The organism is Pseudaquabacterium terrae, from assembly GCF_013266755.1.
GTDB lineage: Bacteria > Pseudomonadota > Gammaproteobacteria > Burkholderiales > Burkholderiaceae_C > Pseudaquabacterium > Pseudaquabacterium terrae.
The window spans coordinates 365,141-383,725 of the sequence record NZ_JABRWJ010000004.1 but is presented as its reverse complement, the minus strand read 5'-3'; the positions used below and the strand labels follow the sequence as shown (position 1 = coordinate 383,725).

The window sequence follows — 18,585 nt, the reverse complement described above, 5'->3', positions numbered from 1 at the left end:
GGAGACGAGCATGGCCACCACCGACAAACCGCGCCGAGACACGGTGCTGATCACCGGCGCTTCCGGCGGCATCGGCGAGGCGATCGCCCATTGCGCCGCGGCCGACGGCTGCGCGCTGGTGCTGGTGGCGCGCAGCGCCGACAAGCTGCAGGCGCTGGCCGATGAGCTCGGCGCCGAGCACGGCGTGCCGGTGCGCGTGCTGCCGGCCGACCTCGGCCGCCCGGGCGCCGCGGCGGCGCTGGTGGCCGAGCTGAAGCGCCGCCGCATCAGCGTCGACGTGCTGGTCAACAACGCCGGCATCCTCGAGAACGCGCCCTTCGCCGAGACCAAGGCCGAGCGCCACCAGGCGCTGATCGACCTGAACATCGGCGCGCTGACCGGCCTGCTCGCCGAGCTGCTGCCGCCGATGGTCAAGCGCGGCCATGGCCGCGTGCTCAACGTCGCGTCGATCGCCGCCTTCCAGCCGGTGCCGACGCTGGCCACCTACGCGGCGACGAAAGCCTTCGTGCTGTCGCTGACCGAATCGCTGGCCGAGGAGCTGGCCGGCAGCGGCGTCACGATCACCGCGCTGTGCCCCGGCATCACCGCCACCGGCATGCTGAGCAGCGCCGTCGAGGGCAACCCGACGCTGGCGCGGCTGCCGAGCTTCGTCGTCGGCGACGTGATGCGCGTCGCGCGCGACGGCTGGCGCGCCTGCCAGCGCGGCCAGGTGATCAAGGTGCCGGGCGCCGCCAACCTCGCGGCGACCATCGGCGGCCGCGCGACGCCGAAGTGGCTGCTGCGGCGCATCGCCGGCGCCGCGACGCGGTGGGCGAAGTGAGCGTTTTCGAGTTCGAACCCGCCGCCGCCGGCGATGCCGACGCGCTGGCAGCGCTGCGGGTGGCCGCGATGCGCGAGAGCCTCGAGCACCTCGGCCGCTTCGACCCCGAACGCGCGCGCCGGCGCCTGCTCGACCGCTTCGATGCCGGCTGCACGCGGCACGTGCGCACGGCGCAGGGCCGCGTCGGCTTCGTCGTGTTGCGCGAGCGGCCGGACGGCCACTGGCTGCTCGACCACCTCTACATCCATCCTGACGCGCAAGGCGCCGGCCTCGGTGCCGCAGTGCTCGCCGCCCTGTTCGCCGAGGCCGATGCGCGGCAGCGCGACCTGCACGTCGGCGCGCTGCGCGACAGCCGTTCGAACCACTTCTATGCGCGCCACGGCTTCACGCTGGTCGAGCAGCAGGCGTGGGACAACCTGTACGTGCGGCGCGCCGCCGCGGCCTGATCAGGCCAACTCAGACGGCGTGGCCGCTCTTGGCCTGGCTGCGCGGCCCTTCAGGCCGCTCGCGCGGGCCGGTGTCGGGGTGCTTCTTCGGCGGATCGGGCCGGTGGCCCGGATCGGTCGGCGGCTGCGGATGAGGGTCGTGCCCGGGCTCGACCTGGTGCGGAATCACGGGGGTGCGGGTTTCAAGCATGTTTGCGGCGCCGCTCCACGGCATCGATGCGCAGGAGCTGGCGGTATTTGGTGACGGTACGGCGCGCGACCTTCAAGCCCTGGCGGGCCAGCTGGCGCGCGATCTCTGCATCGGACAGCGGATCGTGCGACGACTCGGCGGTGATCATGTCCTTGATGAGGCCGCGTATCGCGGTGCCCGAACAGGCGTGGCCGCTCGGACACACCAGCGCCCGCGAGAAGAAGTACTTCAACTCGAACACGCCCAGCGGCGTGGTCATGAACTTGTTGTTGGTGACCCGGGAAACGGTGGATTCGTGCAGGCCCACCTCGTCGGCGATCTCGCGCAGCCCGAGCGGCTTCATCGCCATCGGGCCGAACTCGAGGAAATGCTGCTGGCGCCGCACGATCGCCTGCGCCACCAGCACGATGGTCGCGAAGCGCTGCTCGACATTGCGCAGCGTCCAGCGCGCTTCCTGCAGGTGGGCGGCCAGCTCGCCATGGTCGCTGCAGCGGTGGCGCTGGAACAGCTCGGCATACGACTCGTTGAGCCGCACCTTCGGCACGATGGCCGGGTTCAGCTGCACGGTCCAGTCGCCGCGAATCTTCTTGACGATGACGTCGGGCACGACGTACTGCACCTGCGAGGCACCGCAGCGCCAGCCCGGGCGCGGGTCGAGCCGGCGAATGCGCTCGCACACCGCCTCCACCTCGGCCACCGGGCGGTTCAGCGCGCGCGCCAGGCCATTGATGTCGCGCGAGGCCAATGCGCTCAGGTGCTCGGTGACGATCACTTCGGCGATCTGCCGCGTCGCCTCGCATTCGATCAGCGGCAGCTGCAGCTTCAGGCATTCGGCGACATCACGCGCGGCGACACCGGCCGGCTCCAGCGCCTGCACGTGGCGCAGCGCGATCTGCAGCTCGGCCAGCGAGGCCGGCGGATCGAGCTCGACCAGCCGCGCCAGCTCGTCCAGCGGCGTGCGCAGGTAGCCGTCGTCGTCGAGCGACTCGATCACCGACTTGGCCAGCGTCCGGTCGCGCGAATCGAGCGGCAGCAGGTCGACCTGGGCATGCAGCTCGGCCTGCAGCGACGGCTCCGACGCGAGCATTTCCATCGCGCTCATCTCGCCGTCGTCGGCGCGGCGCAGCCGGCTGCTGCCATCGCCCTGCCAGGACTCGCGCTCGTCCTCGCCGGCGGCGCCGGCGGGCATCTCGAGCGCCTGGTCGGCGGCACCGGCGGTCGCCATCCGCTCGTCGAGCCCGGCGTCCGCCCCAGCGGTCTCATCGGCCGGCGCAGCGGCAGTGCCGTTCGAGCCGTCCGACATCAGCGCTTCGTCTTCGAGGAAGGGGTTGCGGCCGAGCACTTCGTGCACGACCTGCGCAAAATCGAGCGACGACATCTGCAGCAGGCGCACCGCGTGCTGCAGCCGGGGCGACAGCGTCTGCTGCTGCCGGTGTTCGACGCGAAAGTCCATGGTGGTCATGGGTTCTCCGGTTCGGAAAGACGTTGCATCGAGGAACGTCTCAAACAGGCTCGAATGCAATGCTCGTACCAAGCACAAGCAGCGATTCGGCGGGGTTCTTGCGGGGTTCTCGTATCGGGCCGGCAGTTCTTGCCGCAAGCGCTGCCGGCCGGGGGTCTGGTCAGCGCCGGTAGTCGCGCGGCACGCTCGGGTCCTCTTCCTTGGCATGCGCGCGGCCGGCCTCCTCGGCCTGGCCCATCGCGCGCTCCTCGTCGGCGTTGCGCGGCGCGGCGCCGCGAGCGGCCTCTTCGACGCGACCGCTGGAGACGAAGTCGCGCACGTCTTCGTCGTAGCGGCGCGCCGCGGTGTAGTTGCCTTCGCCCTGCAGCGCGTCCGAATCATTGCCGGCGGCGGTGTCGCGCGGCGACGGGCTGGCGCGCGGCGTCGTTTCGCGTGAGGCCTCGCGGGCGGGCGAGCTGCCCGCGCCCGGCTTGCCCGGCTTGTCTTGCGGCTTGTCCTTGCGTTCGGACTTGGCGGCGCGCGGGTTGGCTGCGGCGGACGATCCCGGCTTGCGGTGCGGGTTGGTGCGGTGACTCATCGGAGTCCTCCTGTCGTGAGGGGTCTGGGGCGCACCTTAGGCCGCACCCCGTCGCGGCCGAGCCGGAGCCGGGGACTTTGGCGTGTCAGTGCTGTCCGACATCACCGTAGGCAGGGCCTGCCGGCGGGCATGTCGCTTGCCGCCGACCGGGTCCCCACGGGCTCCCGAGCCCCGAAAAGGACCTCCGTCATGCCGCAGAACACCTGGAGCGCGAAGCGCGAACGCCAGTACGAGCACATCAAGCAAGGGCTGAAGAAGAGCGGCCGCAGCGAAGACACTGCCGAAGAGATCGCCGCCCGCACCGTCAACAAGGAACGCGCCCGCCACGGCGAGGCCAAGGAAGCCAGCCGCACGTCGATCGAGGACATCTCGTCGGCGCGTCGCGGCGGCCTGCGCTCGCACAGCGGCGCGGCCGGCCGCACGCGTGACCCGCTCTACGCCGAAGCCAAGGACAAGGGCGTCAAGGGCCGCTCGAAGATGAGCAAGGAACAGCTCGAAAAGGCCGTCGGCCGCTGACCGGAAGTGCGATCAATGCCCGTTCCGAGCACCCCGAATCCCGAAATCCCGCCGGCACCGCCACCGCCGCCCGCGATCATCGATCCGGCCCACGCGCCGGTCGACGAACCGCCGGACGTGCAGCCGCCATCACCCGTCCAGGAGCCCCCGTACGCGCCGCCCACGCTGCACATCATCTACATGACCGGCCCGCGGACTTCAACCGAACCCCGGGCCTTCGACCAGCAGCCGCCGCAGCCGCTCCGCATCGAGCGGCTTGACCAGGTGCGCATCGAAGCCTGACTTGAGCGCGCGCTTGATGTCGGTGCCCTGCCCGTAGCCGGTCAGCGCGACCATCATTCCGGCATAGCCGGCGCCGCGGCTCTCGCGCGCCAGGTCGAAGCCGTTGAGCCCCGGCAGGCCGATGTCGACCACCGCAGCGTCCGGCCGCTGCGCCAGCAGCGCCTGCAGCCCGCCCGGCCCGTCGACGGCGATCTCGACCTGGTGGCCGTCGAGCTCGAGCAGCGCGCGCAGCGAGTTCGCGGCATCGGCGTTGTCCTCGATGATCAGCACGCGGCGTCGCTGCGGCGCTGGCAGCTGGCCTGCGGGCTGCGCTTCCGCGTGCGCCGGCACGGCGTCGAGCCAGACGCTGAACACGCTGCCCCGCGGCGACGACTCCGCAGTCACGCGGCCGCCGTGCTGCTCGACCAGGCGCCGCACCAGCGTCAGCCCGATCCCCAGCCCGCCGGCGCGCCGATCCAGCGTGCGCTCGCCCTGCACGAAGAGGTCGAAGATGTGCGGCAGCAGCTCCGAAGCGATGCCGTCGCCCTCGTCGCGCACCTGCAGCAGCGCCTGCGGCCCGCGTTCGCCTGAGGCCGGCTGCGCCTGCACGATGACGTCGATCGACCGGCCGGCCGGCGTGTACTTCAGCGCGTTGGTCAGCAGGTTGCTCGCCACCTGTGCGATGCGCGTCGCATCGGCCTTGACCCACACCGTCTCGAGCGAGGTGTGCAGCTGGTGGCCGGCCGCCTCGCCGGTGATCTTCAGGCCGTCGACCAGGCGCTGCACCAGCGCGGCCAGGTCGAAGGCCTTGCGCGTCAGCAGCACCTTGCCGGAGACGACGCGGCCGACGTCGAGCAGGTCGTCCATCAGGTGCGTCAGGTGGCGTGTCTGGCGGGCGATGACCTCGCGCGCGCTGACGGCCAGCGGCGAGTCGTTCGGCGCCTGGTTCAGCACCTCGATCGCCGAGGCGATGCCCGACAGCGGGTTGCGCAGCTCGTGGCCGAACATCGCGAGGAACTCGTCCTTGGCGCGGTTCGCGGCTTCGGCAGCATGGCGGGCGCGCTGCTCACGCTCGTTGAGCGCGACGGCGGCCTGCTCGGCGGCCTTCTGGTCGCTGATGTCGACCGTCACGCCGACGACCTGCAGCGGCCGGCCCGCGGCGTCGTAGCTGGCCTGCATGCGCGAGGACAGCCAGCGCGGCGCGGCGCTGCCGGCGACGACGCGGAATTCGAGCGTCTCCTGCGTCTGCGTGGCCGCCAGCATGCGCCGCAGCGCCTGCTCCAGCGGCGCCCGGTCGTCGGCATGGATGCGCTGCAGCCATCCGTCGAGCGAGACCTCGATCGAGCGCCCCGACGGGTCGTCGAGCGCAAACAGCCGCGCATGGCCTGGCGTCCACGAGGCCTCGTGCGAGTCGAAGCGGTAGACGAAGAAGCCGACGTTGCCGGCCTCCTGCGCCAGCTCCATCAGGCGCAGGTTCTCGCGCAGCCGGCGATCGGCATCGGCAACCAGCGCCTCGCTGGCCTTGCGCGCGGTGATGTCGGTCAGCGCCGCGATCGCGCCGCGCGGACGGCCGTCGGCATCGAGCAGCGGCACCGCCTGGGCAATCGCGTGGCGCGCCACGCCCGCGGCGTCGATCAGCTCGAGCTCCACCGGCGCCACCGGCTGGCCGCTGGCCGCGGCGCGCTGCAGCGGCAGCTCGGCGCGCTGCAGCGGCGCGCCGCGGTGCAGCACGCGCACCGCGCCTTCGCCCGGCGCATGCGCCGGCCCGAGCAGCCGCTCCATCTCGGCGTTGTGCAGCACCGCGTCGCAGCGCGCGTCCTGGGCCAGTGCCAGCCCGATCGGGCTGCTGGCGAACAGGGTCTGGAACTCGTCGGCCTGGTTCTGCAGCCGCGCCCGCGCCTGCTGCTGGTCCTGCTCGGCGCGCTGCACGGCCTCGGTCAGCAGCGTGATCTCGCGCACCGGCAGCAGCGAATGCGAGCCGCTGTCGGGCCAGTGGCCGGAGGGCTCGTCAGCCGGCCTGCGCGCGCCGCGGCGCGCCAGCGCCTGCAGCGGCCGCGTGATGCGGCCCGCCAGCGCCAGTGCCAGCGCGACACCCAGCAGCAGGCAGGCGGCCGCCGTCGCCACCGTCGCCAGGATCGTGCGGCGCTGCGCCGCTTCGGCGGCCGCGGTGGCGTGGCCGACGACGATGCCCCAGTCGGCCAGCGGCAGGCGCTGCCAGGCGGTCAGCGCGACACCATCGACCTGCTGGCTGCGCTGCACACCGGAAGCCTGCCGGGCCCAGCCGCTCAGCGGCGCGTGGGCGGCCGCGGCCTGCCCGCTGCTGGCGATCAGCTGCTGGCGGCTGTCGTAGAGCGCGCTGTAGCCGTCCGGCGGGGCGCCGGCGCGCTGCAGCAGCTCGACCCAGTGGGCGGCGTCGATCCACGCGGTGAGCACCTGGCGCGGCTGGCCCTCGGTCACCACCGGCACCAGGATCAGCGTCGCCGGGCGGCCCGTGCGCGGCTCGGTCAGCAGCGGCGAGACCTGCACCGTGCGGGTCTGCAGCACGCGCGCGAACGCGGCCGGATCGCCGGGCGGCCCGCTGTCCGGACCGGCGGAGTCGTAGAGCGCCTGTCCGCCCGGCGCCCGCACGACGAGCCGGCTCCAGCTCGAACGCAGCCGCGCCCAGTCGGCGCCGGCGGACGGCAGCGGCCGCATCTCCCACTGGCGCAGCGCCTCGGTCTGGCCCAGCGTCTGCAGCGACTCGATCGACGACTCCAGCTCGCGTTCGATCGCCAGCGCCAGCGCGCCGGCGTGGCGCTCGAGCTCCTGCTGCAGCCGGCGATCGCCGGCGCGCACGTCGTCGAGGATCAACAGCGACATCAGCGCCGCGATCGGCACCGTCGCCAGCAGCATCAGCGCGACCAGGTAACTGCGCAGCGACACGGTCAGACCGCGCCAGGCCGCGGCGCGGCGCCACCCGTCGAACCATCGATTCGGCAAGCCGTGCACGCGCTGGGGCCCGTCGTTCATGACAGGCCGAGGCTGGCGGGCGCGTTGCCGGGTGTCAAGCCGCTCCGCGTCTCTAGTCACCGTGGCGCAACTGGTCGCACAGCAGGCGCGCCTGCGCGTGGCCGCGCGCCGTGCGCTCGTACTGCGCCACCACCATCGGCTGCACGCCCTCGGGCAGCGGCCGCTGCAGCGCGGCGCGGTAGTGCTGCAGCGCCTGCGCGTCGTCGCGCTCGCATTCGTCGATCAGCGCGTAGTCGTGCTCGAGGCTGAAGACGCGCCGCAGGCCGATCCACGCGCGGTGCAGCGTGCCGCCGAGCGTGCCGTCCTCCGCGGCCACGGCGCCGAGCGCACGCAGCGCGTGCTGAAGCTCGGCGGCCGCGTCACGGCACTCGGTGGCGCGGCGCTGCATCAGCGTGCGCAGCACCGGCGCCTGGGCGAGCTCGGCGCAGAAGCGGTAGTCGTGCTCGCCGTCCTTGCAGGTGGCGATCAGCCGGTTCAGCAGCGCCAGCTGCGCGGTGGTGGTCAAGGTCGTCATCGAGGTTTCAGGCGGTGGGCGGCTGGGCGGCCGGCTTGGCGGGGGCCGGCGCGGGCGGTGGCGGTGGCAGCGAAGGCAGGTCGTCGGCGCTGCCGGGGTCTTCCTCGCCGGCCACCGAGCTGTCGTCGGCGTCCGGTTCCAGCGGCGCCGGCGGCGGCACGCGGCTTGCCTGGAGCGCCGCATGGACACCTTGATCGACCTGTTTCGCATCGAGACGAATCCCCTCGAGATGATCGTGCGCGGCACCGCGATGTACTGGTTCCTGTTCCTGCTGTTCCGCTGCGTGCTGCGGCGCGACGTCGGCTCGATCGCCATCGCCGACGTGCTGCTGCTGGTGCTGATCGCCGACGCGGCGCAGAACGCGATGGCCGGCAGCTACCAGACCATCACCGACGGCATCATCCTGGTGGCGACGATCGCGGCCTGGAACTACGCGTTCGACTGGGCCAGCTACCGCTCGGCGTTCGTGCGCAAGCTGGTCGAGCCGCGGGCGATGCCGCTGGTGCAGAACGGCAAGCTGATGCGCCAGAACCTGCGCCGCGAGCTGATCACCCGCGAGGAGCTCGACTCGAAGCTGCGCGCCAAGGGCTACGAACGGATCGAGGACGTCAAGCTCGCGCAGCTCGAGAGCGACGGCGAGATCACCGTGCTCGGCAGCCACGGGACGGACGTGCCGTCGACGAAGAAGCCGCATGCGCAGCCGGGGGCCTGACGTCATCGAAGGGAAGCGGGCCGAGCAGCGGGCCCTCATATGGCGCCGACGCTGCCGGTGATCGGCAGGACGATGCCGGTGATGTACGCGGCGCACGACGGTGCCGCCAGAAACACATAGGCCGGCGAGATCTCGTCCGGCTGAGCGGCGCGCTTCATGTCGGTCTTCTTGCCGAAGTCCTCGATCCTGTCGGCCGGCTTGTCGGCCGGGTTCAGCGGCGTCCACACCGGTCCGGGCGCGACGGCATTGACACGGATGCCGCGCTCGATCAGGTTGCTCGCCAGCGCCTTCGTGAACGCATGGATCGCGCCCTTGGTCGCCGCATAGTCCAGCAGGTGCGCGCTGCCCTGCAGCCCGACCACCGAGCCGGTGTTGATGATCGACGCGCCCGGGCCCAGGTGCGGCAGCGCCGCCTGCGCCATGTGGAAGTAGCCGTAGACGTTGGTGCGCATCGTCTCGTCGAGCCGGTCGTCGGTGAGCTCGACCAGCGACTCGGCGTGCTCCTGGAAGGCGGCGTTGTTCACCAGGACGTCGAGCCGGCCGAACGCCTCGATCGTCTTGGCCACCGCCTGCTGGCAGAAGGCCATGCTCTTGACGTCGCCGGGCAGCAGGATGCAGCGCCGGCCTTCGGCCTCGACGCTGCGCTGCGTCTCGTGGGCGTCGTCGTGTTCCTCGAGGTAGACGATGGCGACGTCGGCGCCCTCACGTGCAAACAGCACGGCCACCGCGCGGCCGATGCCGGAGTCGCCGCCGGTGATCACCGCGACACGGTCCTTGAGCTTGTCGCTGCCGCGGTACTCGCGCGCTTCGAAGCGCGGCTGCGGCTGCAGCTCGGCTTCGCGACCGGGCTTGTCGAGCAGCGCCGCGCCGTCAAGGCGTTCCTGGCGGTCCTGGATCTCGCGCTGCTTGTCGGCGGTGCGCTCGGGGGTGTCGATGGGGGCAGTCATGACAGGCGATCCTCGTGGGCGCGCCCTCACGGCGCGGGATGACCTGTCAACGCGGCAAGTGTTATGCCTGGGGGGGTGCGCCCTCGCCGTCGGCCGCCGGGTCGGCGGCATATTCCTTCAAGCGGTTGTACAGCGTCTTCAGGCTGACGCCGAGCGCGGCCGCGGTGCGCTCCTTGTGGTGCTGGTGGTGGCGCAGCGTCGCCAGGATCAGCCGGCGCTCGGCCTCGGCGAGCGTGGTGCCCATCGGCAGCACCAGCGCGTCGGCCGGGGGCGCGTGGGCGTGGGTCGGTGCACCGGGCTCGGCGGCGAGCGCCTCCTCGACCGGCGGCCTGCCGGTGTGGCTGTCGGCAGGGGCGGCGCTGCGGAACACCGGCGGGCCGTTGCCCGGCCCGTTGCTCGGCAGCCAGTCGTCGTCGATCACCGCGCCCTCGGCCATCACGTAGGCGCGCTGCACGACGTTGCGCAGCTCGCGCACGTTGCCCGGCCAGCGGTAGGCCACCAGCTTGGTGATCGCCGCCGGCGCGAAGCGCTTGTGCTCCCCCTCGCGCTCGCTGACCTGCTGCAGGAAGTGCTCGGCCAGCAGCGGAATGTCCTCCGCGCGCTGCGCCAGCGGCGGCAGCTCGATCGGGAACACGTTGAGCCGGTACAGGAGGTCCTCGCGCAGCTTGCCCGCCTCCACCGCCTGCTGCGGCGGCCGGTTGCTCGCCGCGATCACCCGCACGTCGGCCTCCTGCGTCGTCGTCGAGCCCACGCGCAGGTAGGTGCCGGTTTCCAGCACGCGCAGCAGCTTGACCTGCAGCTCCATCGGCATCTCGGTGATCTCGTCGAGGAACAGCGTGCCGCCGTGGGCGCGCTCGAAGAAGCCCTGGTGCTGGCGGTCGGCGCCGGTGAAGCTGCCTTTTTCGTGGCCGAAGATCTCGCTCTCGATCAGGTTGGGCGAGATCGCGCCGCAGTTGACGGCCAGGAACGGCCGCTTGCGGCGCCGCGACAGGTCGTGCACCGTCTGCGCGACGACTTCCTTGCCGGTGCCGCTTTCGCCGGTGATCAGCACCGTGACCCCCGTGCCGGCAACGCGCGAGATCTGCTGGTAGACGCGCCGCATCACACCCGATCGACCCCACAAGCCGCCGAAATGGCCGGTCGCCGCGAGCTCCGCCGTCATGTCGTCGACCTCGGCGCGCAGCTTGGCGGGCGGCGTCACCCGCGACAGCACGCCACGCAGGTGTTTCAGCGTGATCGGCTTGATCAGGTAATCGGCCGCGCCGAGCCGCAGCGCCTGGATCGACGACTCCAGGCTCGCATGGCCGGTGACCAGCACGATCTCCGAGCGCTGCGTCAGCTGGGGGTCGTCGAACAGTTCCATGCCGCTGCCGTCGGGCAGCTTCAGATCGAGCAGCACGATGTCGGGCGGATGCATGGCGATCTGGCGCCGCGCCTCGGCCAGCGAGTGGGCGGTGGCGACCGAAAAGCGCTCGTCAGCCACCAGCGCCGCGAGCATCGTCGCGGCATCCGCGTCGTCATCGACGATCAGCGCATGGCCCATGGTCCCTCGTTCACGCGGCGGAACGGCGCAAGGTTCTGCGCCGCATGCGCCGACTCTGCAACAGGGCGTGACGCAAGGCAAGTCCGGGGCGAATCCGGATGGCGCGCCGGCGACGCGGGGTTCGCGCTGCCCGCTGCGGGCAGGCACAGGCCTTGCCAACTTCGGAGCCATGGCGAACGGCCCCGATCGCACCGAGCTGCCCGCCGGCCTGGTGTGGGTCAACGACGGCGTGCCGGGGATCCGCCGCCGACGGCGCGGCCGGGGTTTCGCCTATGTCGATGCGCAGGGTGCGCCGGTGCGCGACGCACCCACGCTGCAGCGCATCCGCCGCCTCGCGGTGCCACCCGCGTATGCCGCGGTGTGGATCTGCCCGCTGCCGCAGGGCCATTTGCAGGCCACAGGCCGCGATGCGCGCGGCCGCAAGCAGTACCGCTACCACCCGCTGTGGCAGGCCGAGCGCGGGGCGACCAAGTTCGACCAGCTGCGCCACATCGGCCCGGCACTGGCGCGCGTGCGGCGCCGCGTGCAGCGCGACCTGCGCGCCGCGCGGGGCGCACCGACGCGCCAGGTGGTGCTGGCGACACTGGTGCGGCTGCTCGACACGACCTGCCTGCGCGTCGGCAACGAGGCCTATGCCCGCGACAACGGCTCCTACGGCCTGACGACGCTGCGCAGCAGCCACGCCGACGTCGCCGGCAGCGCGCTGCGCCTGCGCTTTCGCGGCAAGGGTGGCGTGCTGCACGAGTGCGAGCTCGACGACGCGCGCATTGCCCGCGTGGTGCGGCGCTGCCGCGAGCTGCCGGGGCAGGAGCTGTTCCAGTACCAGGAAGCCGACGGCACGTTGCACCCCATCGGCTCGGCCGAGGTCAACGCCTACCTGGCCGAGGCCGCCGGCCTGCGTATCACGGCCAAGGACTTTCGCACCTGGCATGCCAGCGTGCAGGCGCTGGAGCTGCTGCTGCAGGCCTGCGAGGCCGGCGCGCGCGAAACCGCTGGCGCGCCGCAGCCGCGCAGCGCCACCGAGATCGTCGCCGCGGTGGCGCGCCGCCTCGGCAACACCGCCGCCGTCTGCCGCAAGGCCTACATCCATCCGCGCGTGCTGGAGCTCGCCGCGGCAACGCTGCCCGATGCACAACGCCGCGCCGCGCTGCTCGAGGCGCCCTGGGTCGGCGCCGTCGGGCGCGCGACGCCGCCGCTGCGCCGCGCCGAGCGGCAATTGCTCGCCTTGCTGCGCCGCAGCGCGGGCACCCCGCTTGCTACGCGCTTTACATAAGCGATCAAAGGGCGAGCCATGGACAACGAAGAGCTGATCGACGTGCTGAACACGTTGATCGAGACAAGCAAGGACGGGGAGCTGGGTTTTCGCACCTGCGCCGAGCAAGCACGTTCACCCACCCTGCGCACGCTGCTGCAGCGCCGCGCCGACGAGTGCCAGCAGGCCGCGCTGGAGTTGCAGGCGCTGGTGCGGCAGTACGGCGGCGAGCCCGAGACCCAGGGCAGCATCAGCGGCGCGATGCACCGCGGCTGGGTCGCCGCGCGCGCGCGACTGGCCAGCGTCGAGGACGAGGCGATCCTCGAGGAAGCCGAGCGCGGCGAAGACATCGCCCTGCGCCGCTATGCCGATGCGATCGCCGAGCCGCTGCCTGCCGATGTGCACGTGGCCGTGCGCCGCCACCTCGAAGGCGTGACGCGCAACCACGACCAGATCCGGCGCCTGCGCGACCAGTTGATTGCTTGAGTTGTCGGCTGCGGCGCGTGCGAGCCGAAAGAGCGCCGCGACCTGATCCGGCCGCGGCGCCTGGGTTCGCTGGGTGCGTTCAGCGCAGCGTGGTCGTCGCCGGTTGCGGCTCGACCGTGCGAGTGACCAGTTCCTTGATCACGCCGCCGCCCTCGACGCTGCCGGCCCGGGTACCTTCACCCGACGCCAGCCGCTCGCAGGCGGGGCGTTCGGCCGCCGGCTGGCGCTCGCAGCGCGCGAGCGCGTTGCGGCGCAGCGTGGCATCGTCGGTGCTGCCGAGCTTGCCCGCACGGGCCTCGGCGTAGGCGGCATGCGCTTCGCGCAGGCAGGTGGCGCGGTCCTGGTGCGAACGGCCACTCATGCACTTGTCGCGCTCGTGGTGGAAGGTGGCTTCGATCTCCGAGCTCGCCGAACGCTGCTTGCCGGCGGACCAGACGGGGGCCACCGCGACAACGCCCAGCAGCAGCGCGGCCAGCGCGCGTCGAGGGGTGTTCGAAATATTCATCACGACTCCTTTTGATGCGGCCAGCGGGCCGGCGTGGTCCATCGACCTTAGACCGGCGCCGGCGGCGCAGCTGTCGGCGGGGCGCCGCGCGCGCGGGTCGGTTGCAGCGCCGAGGCCGTGTCGGCCGACTCCGACAGCGGCAGCGCACGGCACATCGTCCTACACGTGGACGTGCCAGAGGCCGATGCAGCCCCGCGACCGTGCCTCCTAGAGTGGCGCGAAAGCCTCGAAAAGCCCGACCCACAGGCGCCGTCACGCCACGAAAGGGATGACCATGCTGACCCGCCTCCAACATCTGATTGACGCGGCCCCGGCCGGCTAGGACCACGACATGGATGGGCGCTTCGTCCGTTTCAGGCGGCTGCCGAGGCTGCCCCACCCGCCGCACCCGCCTTACGCCGGGCTGGCCGCCGGCGCGCTGGCGGCCAGCCTGGGCGCCTGCGCGATTGCGCCGCCGCTGCCGCGCGCCGACATGCCGCTGGTGCTCGATGACCGGACCCAGACCATGCAGGCGATGGCACGCGAAGTCTCGGTGATCGGCCACCGCGGCCGGCTGGCGCCTGCCGAGCGGGAGCAGCTGCTGCGGCGCGTCGGTGAGCAGGGCAGCGCGTCGCTGGTGCAACGCCACCTGGCCGCGATGTCGACCTTCGGCGAGGTCGACCTGTACGCCGGCAACGAGGTCAAGCTGCTGATCGACGGCCCGGAGACCTTCGAGGCGATGTTCGCGGCCATCGACGCGGCGAAGCAGACCGTCCTGCTCGAGAGCTACATCATCGAGGACGCGGCCATCGCGCAACGGCTGTCGGCGCTGCTGGCGCGCAAGGTGGCCCAGGGTGTCAAGGTCGCGCTGATCTACGACGCGGTCGGCTCGATACGCACCGACCAGCGCTACTTCGATACGCTGGGCCAGGCCGGCGTCGCGGTGTGCGAATTCAACCCGATCAATCCGACCAAGCGGCGCATGGGCTACTGGGACATCACGCACCGCGACCACCGCAAGATCCTGGTCGTCGACCGCAGCGTGGCGTTCGCCGGCGGCATCAATATCAGCGCGACCTACTCGTCCGGCTCGTTCGGCCGCGAGCGGGGCTCCAAGCAGGTGCACGAGGACGGCTGGCGCGACACCACCGTGCAGGTGCGCGGGCCCGCTGCCGCCGCCTTCGACGACCTGGTGCGCGACACCTGGGCCCACCAGAACTGCCGCGACGCGTTGCCGAGCCTGCAGCCGATGCCCGCGAAGGCCAGGCCGCCGCAGCAGGCGGCCGGCGGGCAGGTGGTGCGCGTCGTGCCGTCGAGCCCGACCGATCCGTTCAACCGCATCTACGCCCTGCTGCTGACGGCGATCGACGCGTCGCAGAAGAGCGTGTACCTGACGATGGCCTATTTCGCACCCGGCCGCGACATGATCGACGCGCTCTGCGAGGCCGCCGAGCGCGGCGTCGACGTGCAGCTGGTGCTGCCCTCGGTCAGCGACTTCTCGCCGGTGCTGCACGCCGGCCGCAGCTACTACCACCGGCTGCTCGCTTCGGGCGTCAAGCTGTTCGAGCTGCAGGACGCGGTGCTGCATGCGAAGACCGCGGTGATCGACGGCGTCGTCTCGACGGTCGGCTCGAGCAACATGGACTGGCGCAGCTTCGTCAGCAACAACGAAGTCAATGCGGTGGTCATCGGCGAGGACGTCGGCGACGCGATGACGCGCATGTTCCGGCGCGACCTCGAAGCCTCTCAGAAGATCACGCCGGAGTCGTGGGCCCGGCGTTCGCCACTGCAACGCGCCAAGGAGACATTGGCGCGGCTGTTCGAAAACTGGTGGTGACTTCGGTGACAAGCGATGAGCGCCGCCCGGCCGCTCCGAAGGCGCTCGCTCCCCAAGGGACGCGAAGCGGCCCCTTCGTGTCCGTGGGGGACGGCCCGCAGGGCCAAGGGGGCCTAATGAGCGCACGACGTCGCCATGCGCAACCGTCCTACAACAACGCGGACGCTTCTCCGATGGGCCTCTCACCTGCGCGATTCCTAGACTGAAGCCACGGTTGCGAGCCGCGGAATTGCAGACAACGCTCGCCGCCGAACCAACCACCCTGAAGGAGTCGACCATGTTTGCACGTACCCTCGTTGTCGCCGCTGCGACCTCGCTTGCCGCACTGTTGGTGCTGCCCGGTTGCGCGGTCACGCGTGGCCAGGAAACCGTCGGCGAGTACATCGACGACGCCGCGATCACCACGCAGGTGAAGGCCAAGTTCGTCGAAGCCAAGTCGGTCGACGCGGCCTCGATCAAGGTCGAAACGCTGAACGGCGAGGTCATGCTGTCCGGCTTCGCGAAGAACGCCACCGAAAAGTCCGATGCCGAGCGCATTGCGCGCGATGTCAAGGGCGTCAAGCGCGTCAAGAACGAGATCGCCGTGCGTCCGTGACGCTGTGAACGCCGCAGCGTGGCGCGCGCCGAGCCAAAGGAATCGTCATGAATTGGGAACGCATCGAAGGCAACTGGAAACAGCTGAAAGGCCGGATCCGCGAGCAGTGGGGCAAGCTCACCGACGATGACCTCGACATGATCGACGGCCGGCGCGAACAACTCAGCGGCCGCATCCAGGAGCGTTACGGCATCGCCCGCGATGAAGCGGAACGCCAGCTCGAACGCTGGCGCAACGGCGTTCGCGACTCCTCCTTCCGCCCCTGAGTCCGACCCCGTGCCGCTCCCCACCTTGCCGTGCAGTCCTCACCCGGGCTGCACGGTTTGCCATTGCCGGCGCGCCTTGCAGCAAGAGCAGCCAGCGTAGGAGCTGACCCACAGCCGGCACCGTTGCTCGCCGATGGGTTCCAGCCATCAAACGCGTCAGCATTCACCCATGCACCGCCTGCATCTCCATCGTCCGAAGCACCCGCTGCTCTGGACCTTGATCGCCCTGCCGCTGGTGCTGCTGGCGGCCGTGGCGTGGTGCGAATGGGCGGGCTGGCCCTTCCTGCAGCAACCGGCCGAACGCTGGTTGTCCAAGCGCCTGGAACGACCGGTCAGTTTCGCCCCGGGCGATGCAACGCCGGATCCGTTCCGGCTGCGGCTGCTCGGCAGCGTGCGACTCGACGCGAAGCGGCTGCAGATCGACAACCCGCCGTGGAGCACGCGCCAGCCGATGACGGTGGCGCACGACGCGAAGCTGCGGCTGCGCTGGAGCGACCTGCTGGCGCTGCGCAGGGGCGAGCCGCTGCAGGTCGAATCGTTGACCAGCGAACGGCTGCAGCTGCAACTCGAACGCCGTGCGGACGGCGCCGCGAGCTGGCACTTCGGCCCGCAGCAGGCCCGCGACGGCAACGTGCAACCGAAGTTCAACGGCGTTCACTTCGAGCGCCTGACGCTGCGCAACGGCACGCTGTACCTCAACGACGCCCCGCTGCAGCTGGTGATCGATGCGCAGGCCTCGCTCGATGAGAGCGCGTCGGCAACGGGCGCCGGCCTGGTCGGCCGCGGCGAGGGTCGCTACCACGACCATCCGCTGCGCGTCAGCCTGCGCGCCGGCTCGGCGCTGGCCGGGCTGTCGGCCGATCCGAACAGCGCACCGGTGCCGGTGCAACTGCAGGTGCAAGCCGGCCCCAGCCGCCTGCGCTTCGATGGCCTGGCCAGCGACCTGCTCGGCCGGCTGAAGCTCAGCGGCAGCTACGAGGTGGCCGGCCCGTCGCTGGCCGAGGTCGGCAAGCCCTTCAGCATCACGCTGCCGACCACCGGCGCCTTCTCGATGAACGGCAACCTGCGCCACGAGGGCACGCGCTGGCACAGCGTCGTTCACCGCGCGCAGGTCGGCCGCAGCATCCTGGCGGGCGAATTCGACTTCGACCGCCCGCCCGACGCGCTGCCGCGCCTGGTCGGCCGGCTGAACGGCCCGCTGCTGTGGCTGGCGGACCTCGGACCGGCGGTCGGCGCGACGCCGGGTGTGAAGGCCGCCGTGCGCGCCAAGGGCCGCGTGCTGCCCGACCGCAGCTTCGACCTGCCGTCGCTGAAGATGATGAACGCCGACGTGCGCATCGACCTCGACCGGCTCGAGCCCGGCGGCGACAAGCTCATTGCGCTGAAACCTTTGCGCGGCCGGCTGGTGCTGCAGGACGGCGTGCTGCGCATCCAGGAGATCGATGCGCAATGGGCCGCCGGTCGCCTGCGCGGCACGCTGCAGGTCGACGGCCGCAAGTCCGTCGCCGACTGGCAGGCCAACCTGGTCGCCAGCGGGCTGGTGATGGAACGCTGGCTGCGCATGACGCGCAAGGAAGGCCAGCCACCCTACGTGACGGGCCTGCTCGGCGGCCGCATCGACCTGCGCGGCCAGGGCCGCTCCACCGCCGAATTCCTGGCCTCGGCCGACGGCCGCGCGGTGCTGCACTGGACACGCGGCACGATCTCGCACCTGGTCGTCGAAGGCGCCGGCATCGACATCGCCCAGGCGCTGGGCGTGATGATCCGCGGCGACAAGCCGCTGCCGGTGACCTGCGGCGCCGCCGACCTGCACATCGCCGACGGCCGCGTCGATCCGAAGGTATTGATCGTCGACACGACCGATTCGACGATCTACGGCGACGGCGCGATGTCGCTGGCCACCGAGCGGCTGGCGCTCGTCGCGCGCGTCGAGCCCAAGGACATGAGCCCGGTCGCGCTGCGCACGCCGCTGCACATCGACGGCACGTTCGCCGATCCGAAGGTCAGCCTCGAGAAGGGCCCGCTGGTGCGCCGGCTCGTGCCCTCGGTGCTGCTGGCCATGCTGAATCCGCTGGCCGGGTTGCTGCCGCTGATCGACGCCGGCGACGACGACGCGCGTTCCGCGATCGCCGGCTGCCGCGCCTTGAGCGAGCAACTCAGCGCCAGCACCCGTCCCGCACCGAACCCTTCGAAAGCCAGGAGAGGCTAGCCATGAACGGCCCGCAAATGATTGAACCGCGGCACGGCGCCGGCGCCGGCGACGCCCCGCTGCGCTGCTTCCTCGTCGAAGACAACGCGGTGATCCGCCAGAACCTGATCGCCACGCTCGAGGAAATGCTCGCGGTGGAAGTCATCGGCAGCGCCGAGGACGAGCCCGCCGCAGTGCAATGGATGCGCACGCCCGGCGAAGAATGCGACCTGATGATCGTCGACATCTTCCTGAAGTCCGGCACCGGCCTGGGCGTGCTCGCTCGAGCGCGCGAGCTGTGCCCGGCGACACGGCTCGTCGTGCTGAGCAACTACGCGACGCCCGACATGCGCCGGCGCTGCCTGGCGATGGGCGCCGAGCGGGTGTTCGACAAGTCGGCGGAGCTGGAAGAGATGCTGGATTACTGCGCGGAGCTGGCGGAACATTGAGCCCGCGGCAGCCGGCGCGTGATGGCGTCCG

At 71.5% G+C, this 18,585-nt stretch carries 20 protein-coding genes; 11 read left to right on the top strand and 9 right to left on the bottom strand.

All coding sequences use genetic code 11. The features are described from left to right. Positions 1-10 precede the first annotated feature (10 nt). Both HLB44_RS14360 and HLB44_RS14355 read left to right on the top strand, forming a co-directional pair. Positions 11-820: an SDR family NAD(P)-dependent oxidoreductase gene (locus HLB44_RS14360; protein ID WP_173123580.1), complete on the top strand. Its 810-nt coding sequence runs from the start codon at positions 11-13 to the stop codon at positions 818-820. After that, positions 817-1,266, top strand: a complete 450-nt coding sequence (locus HLB44_RS14355) for a GNAT family N-acetyltransferase (RefSeq protein WP_343051325.1) — start codon at positions 817-819, stop codon at positions 1,264-1,266. The genes HLB44_RS14360 and HLB44_RS14355 overlap by 4 nt, the downstream gene beginning before the upstream one ends. A gap of 10 nt (positions 1,267-1,276) precedes the next feature. Here the strand turns inward: HLB44_RS14355 and HLB44_RS14350 are convergent, their stop codons facing one another. From HLB44_RS14350 to HLB44_RS14340, 3 genes are all read right to left on the bottom strand, one after another. Then, on the bottom strand, positions 1,277-1,456 hold the full coding sequence (locus HLB44_RS14350) for a hypothetical protein (RefSeq protein WP_173123578.1): 180 nt from the start codon (positions 1,454-1,456) through the stop codon (positions 1,277-1,279). Then, complete coding sequence (gene rpoN / locus HLB44_RS14345) at positions 1,449-2,918, bottom strand: RNA polymerase factor sigma-54 (protein WP_173123576.1); 1,470 nt, start codon at positions 2,916-2,918, stop codon at positions 1,449-1,451. Before rpoN ends, HLB44_RS14350 begins: the two co-directional genes overlap by 8 nt. A 160-nt stretch (positions 2,919-3,078) precedes the next feature. Further along, entirely contained in the window at positions 3,079-3,495 is a 417-nt protein-coding gene (locus HLB44_RS14340; RefSeq protein ID WP_173123574.1) for a hypothetical protein, read from the bottom strand. Between the two features lie 189 nt (positions 3,496-3,684). On the opposite strand from HLB44_RS14340, the gene HLB44_RS14335 reads away from it, so the two are divergent. Next, positions 3,685-4,011: a plasmid stabilization protein gene (locus HLB44_RS14335; protein WP_173123572.1), complete on the top strand. Its 327-nt coding sequence runs from the start codon at positions 3,685-3,687 to the stop codon at positions 4,009-4,011. Positions 4,012-4,209: 198 nt separating this feature from the next. Here HLB44_RS14335 and HLB44_RS14330 read toward each other — a convergent pair whose 3' ends face one another. Genes HLB44_RS14330 through HLB44_RS14320 form a run of 3 tightly spaced genes read right to left on the bottom strand, consistent with a single transcriptional unit; the run spans position 4,210 to position 7,955 of the window. Beyond that, complete coding sequence (locus HLB44_RS14330) at positions 4,210-7,281, bottom strand: hybrid sensor histidine kinase/response regulator (protein ID WP_173123570.1); 3,072 nt, start codon at positions 7,279-7,281, stop codon at positions 4,210-4,212. A 52-nt stretch (positions 7,282-7,333) separates the two neighbouring features. Beyond that, positions 7,334-7,795 carry a ferritin-like domain-containing protein gene (locus HLB44_RS14325; RefSeq protein ID WP_173123568.1) on the bottom strand — a complete coding sequence of 154 codons (462 nt, stop codon included), beginning with the start codon at positions 7,793-7,795 and terminating at the stop codon, positions 7,334-7,336. 7 nt (positions 7,796-7,802) lie between these two features. Beyond that, the gene (locus tag HLB44_RS14320) at positions 7,803-7,955 is read right to left on the bottom strand and encodes a hypothetical protein (RefSeq protein ID WP_173123566.1); all 153 of its coding nucleotides are present in this window, start codon (positions 7,953-7,955) and stop codon (positions 7,803-7,805) included. Positions 7,956-7,976: 21 nt separating this feature from the next. Between HLB44_RS14320 and HLB44_RS14315 the strand changes: the two genes are divergently transcribed. Next, on the top strand, positions 7,977-8,507 hold the full coding sequence (locus tag HLB44_RS14315) for a DUF421 domain-containing protein (protein ID WP_173123564.1): 531 nt from the start codon (positions 7,977-7,979) through the stop codon (positions 8,505-8,507). A 35-nt stretch (positions 8,508-8,542) separates the two neighbouring features. Here HLB44_RS14315 and HLB44_RS14310 read toward each other — a convergent pair whose 3' ends face one another. Continuing rightward, positions 8,543-9,454 (bottom strand): SDR family oxidoreductase, encoded by a 912-nt coding sequence (locus HLB44_RS14310; protein ID WP_217283657.1) that lies wholly within the window; start codon positions 9,452-9,454, stop codon positions 8,543-8,545. A 61-nt stretch (positions 9,455-9,515) separates the two neighbouring features. Next, a complete protein-coding gene (locus HLB44_RS14305) occupies positions 9,516-10,997 on the bottom strand; it encodes a sigma-54-dependent transcriptional regulator (protein ID WP_173123560.1) in 1,482 nt (493 codons plus the stop codon). A gap of 169 nt (positions 10,998-11,166) precedes the next feature. Between HLB44_RS14305 and HLB44_RS14300 the strand changes: the two genes are divergently transcribed. Together HLB44_RS14300 and HLB44_RS14295 are read left to right on the top strand one after the other, a co-directional pair. Then, complete coding sequence (locus HLB44_RS14300) at positions 11,167-12,270, top strand: DNA topoisomerase IB (RefSeq protein WP_173123558.1); 1,104 nt, start codon at positions 11,167-11,169, stop codon at positions 12,268-12,270. An 18-nt stretch (positions 12,271-12,288) separates the two neighbouring features. Further along, positions 12,289-12,735, top strand: coding sequence for a PA2169 family four-helix-bundle protein (locus HLB44_RS14295; protein ID WP_173123556.1), 447 nt, complete (start codon positions 12,289-12,291; stop codon positions 12,733-12,735). Positions 12,736-12,814: 79 nt separating this feature from the next. Here HLB44_RS14295 and HLB44_RS14290 read toward each other — a convergent pair whose 3' ends face one another. Continuing rightward, the gene (locus HLB44_RS14290; protein ID WP_173123554.1) at positions 12,815-13,240 is read right to left on the bottom strand and encodes a hypothetical protein; all 426 of its coding nucleotides are present in this window, start codon (positions 13,238-13,240) and stop codon (positions 12,815-12,817) included. Between the two features lie 331 nt (positions 13,241-13,571). Here HLB44_RS14290 and HLB44_RS14285 point away from each other — a divergent pair, with 331 nt between their 5' ends. The 5 genes from HLB44_RS14285 (at position 13,572) to HLB44_RS14265 (ending at position 18,554) form a co-directional block, all read left to right on the top strand. Further along, positions 13,572-15,056: a phospholipase D-like domain-containing protein gene (locus HLB44_RS14285; RefSeq protein WP_246312259.1), complete on the top strand. Its 1,485-nt coding sequence runs from the start codon at positions 13,572-13,574 to the stop codon at positions 15,054-15,056. A gap of 277 nt (positions 15,057-15,333) precedes the next feature. After that, positions 15,334-15,651, top strand: a complete 318-nt coding sequence (locus HLB44_RS14280; RefSeq protein ID WP_173123552.1) for a BON domain-containing protein — start codon at positions 15,334-15,336, stop codon at positions 15,649-15,651. A gap of 47 nt (positions 15,652-15,698) precedes the next feature. Further along, positions 15,699-15,917 carry a CsbD family protein gene (locus HLB44_RS14275; RefSeq protein ID WP_173123549.1) on the top strand — a complete coding sequence of 73 codons (219 nt, stop codon included), beginning with the start codon at positions 15,699-15,701 and terminating at the stop codon, positions 15,915-15,917. Between the two features lie 169 nt (positions 15,918-16,086). Next, the gene (locus HLB44_RS14270; RefSeq protein WP_173123547.1) at positions 16,087-18,126 is read left to right on the top strand and encodes an AsmA family protein; all 2,040 of its coding nucleotides are present in this window, start codon (positions 16,087-16,089) and stop codon (positions 18,124-18,126) included. Positions 18,127-18,128: 2 nt separating this feature from the next. Beyond that, positions 18,129-18,554: a response regulator gene (locus tag HLB44_RS14265; protein ID WP_246312258.1), complete on the top strand. Its 426-nt coding sequence runs from the start codon at positions 18,129-18,131 to the stop codon at positions 18,552-18,554. Positions 18,555-18,585: the final 31 nt, after the last annotated feature.

What these genes read in the sequence shown, in the direction of transcription:
- HLB44_RS14360 (WP_173123580.1), top strand. Translation starts at nt 11, where the DNA reads ATGGCCACCACCGACAAACCGCGCCGAGACACGGTGCTGATCACCGGC.
- HLB44_RS14350 (WP_173123578.1), bottom strand. Translation starts at nt 1,456, where the DNA reads ATGCTTGAAACCCGCACCCCCGTGATTCCGCACCAGGTCGAGCCCGGG.
- rpoN (WP_173123576.1), bottom strand. Translation starts at nt 2,918, where the DNA reads ATGACCACCATGGACTTTCGCGTCGAACACCGGCAGCAGCAGACGCTG.
- HLB44_RS14340 (WP_173123574.1), bottom strand. Translation starts at nt 3,495, where the DNA reads ATGAGTCACCGCACCAACCCGCACCGCAAGCCGGGATCGTCCGCCGCA.
- HLB44_RS14335 (WP_173123572.1), top strand. Translation starts at nt 3,685, where the DNA reads ATGCCGCAGAACACCTGGAGCGCGAAGCGCGAACGCCAGTACGAGCAC.
- HLB44_RS14330 (WP_173123570.1), bottom strand. Translation starts at nt 7,281, where the DNA reads ATGAACGACGGGCCCCAGCGCGTGCACGGCTTGCCGAATCGATGGTTC.
- HLB44_RS14325 (WP_173123568.1), bottom strand. Translation starts at nt 7,795, where the DNA reads ATGACGACCTTGACCACCACCGCGCAGCTGGCGCTGCTGAACCGGCTG.
- HLB44_RS14315 (WP_173123564.1), top strand. Translation starts at nt 7,977, where the DNA reads ATGGACACCTTGATCGACCTGTTTCGCATCGAGACGAATCCCCTCGAG.
- HLB44_RS14310 (WP_217283657.1), bottom strand. Translation starts at nt 9,454, where the DNA reads ATGACTGCCCCCATCGACACCCCCGAGCGCACCGCCGACAAGCAGCGC.
- HLB44_RS14305 (WP_173123560.1), bottom strand. Translation starts at nt 10,997, where the DNA reads ATGGGCCATGCGCTGATCGTCGATGACGACGCGGATGCCGCGACGATG.
- HLB44_RS14300 (WP_173123558.1), top strand. Translation starts at nt 11,167, where the DNA reads ATGGCGAACGGCCCCGATCGCACCGAGCTGCCCGCCGGCCTGGTGTGG.
- HLB44_RS14295 (WP_173123556.1), top strand. Translation starts at nt 12,289, where the DNA reads ATGGACAACGAAGAGCTGATCGACGTGCTGAACACGTTGATCGAGACA.
- HLB44_RS14290 (WP_173123554.1), bottom strand. Translation starts at nt 13,240, where the DNA reads ATGAATATTTCGAACACCCCTCGACGCGCGCTGGCCGCGCTGCTGCTG.
- HLB44_RS14285 (WP_246312259.1), top strand. Translation starts at nt 13,572, where the DNA reads ATGGATGGGCGCTTCGTCCGTTTCAGGCGGCTGCCGAGGCTGCCCCAC.
- HLB44_RS14280 (WP_173123552.1), top strand. Translation starts at nt 15,334, where the DNA reads ATGTTTGCACGTACCCTCGTTGTCGCCGCTGCGACCTCGCTTGCCGCA.
- HLB44_RS14275 (WP_173123549.1), top strand. Translation starts at nt 15,699, where the DNA reads ATGAATTGGGAACGCATCGAAGGCAACTGGAAACAGCTGAAAGGCCGG.
- HLB44_RS14270 (WP_173123547.1), top strand. Translation starts at nt 16,087, where the DNA reads ATGCACCGCCTGCATCTCCATCGTCCGAAGCACCCGCTGCTCTGGACC.
- HLB44_RS14265 (WP_246312258.1), top strand. Translation starts at nt 18,129, where the DNA reads ATGAACGGCCCGCAAATGATTGAACCGCGGCACGGCGCCGGCGCCGGC.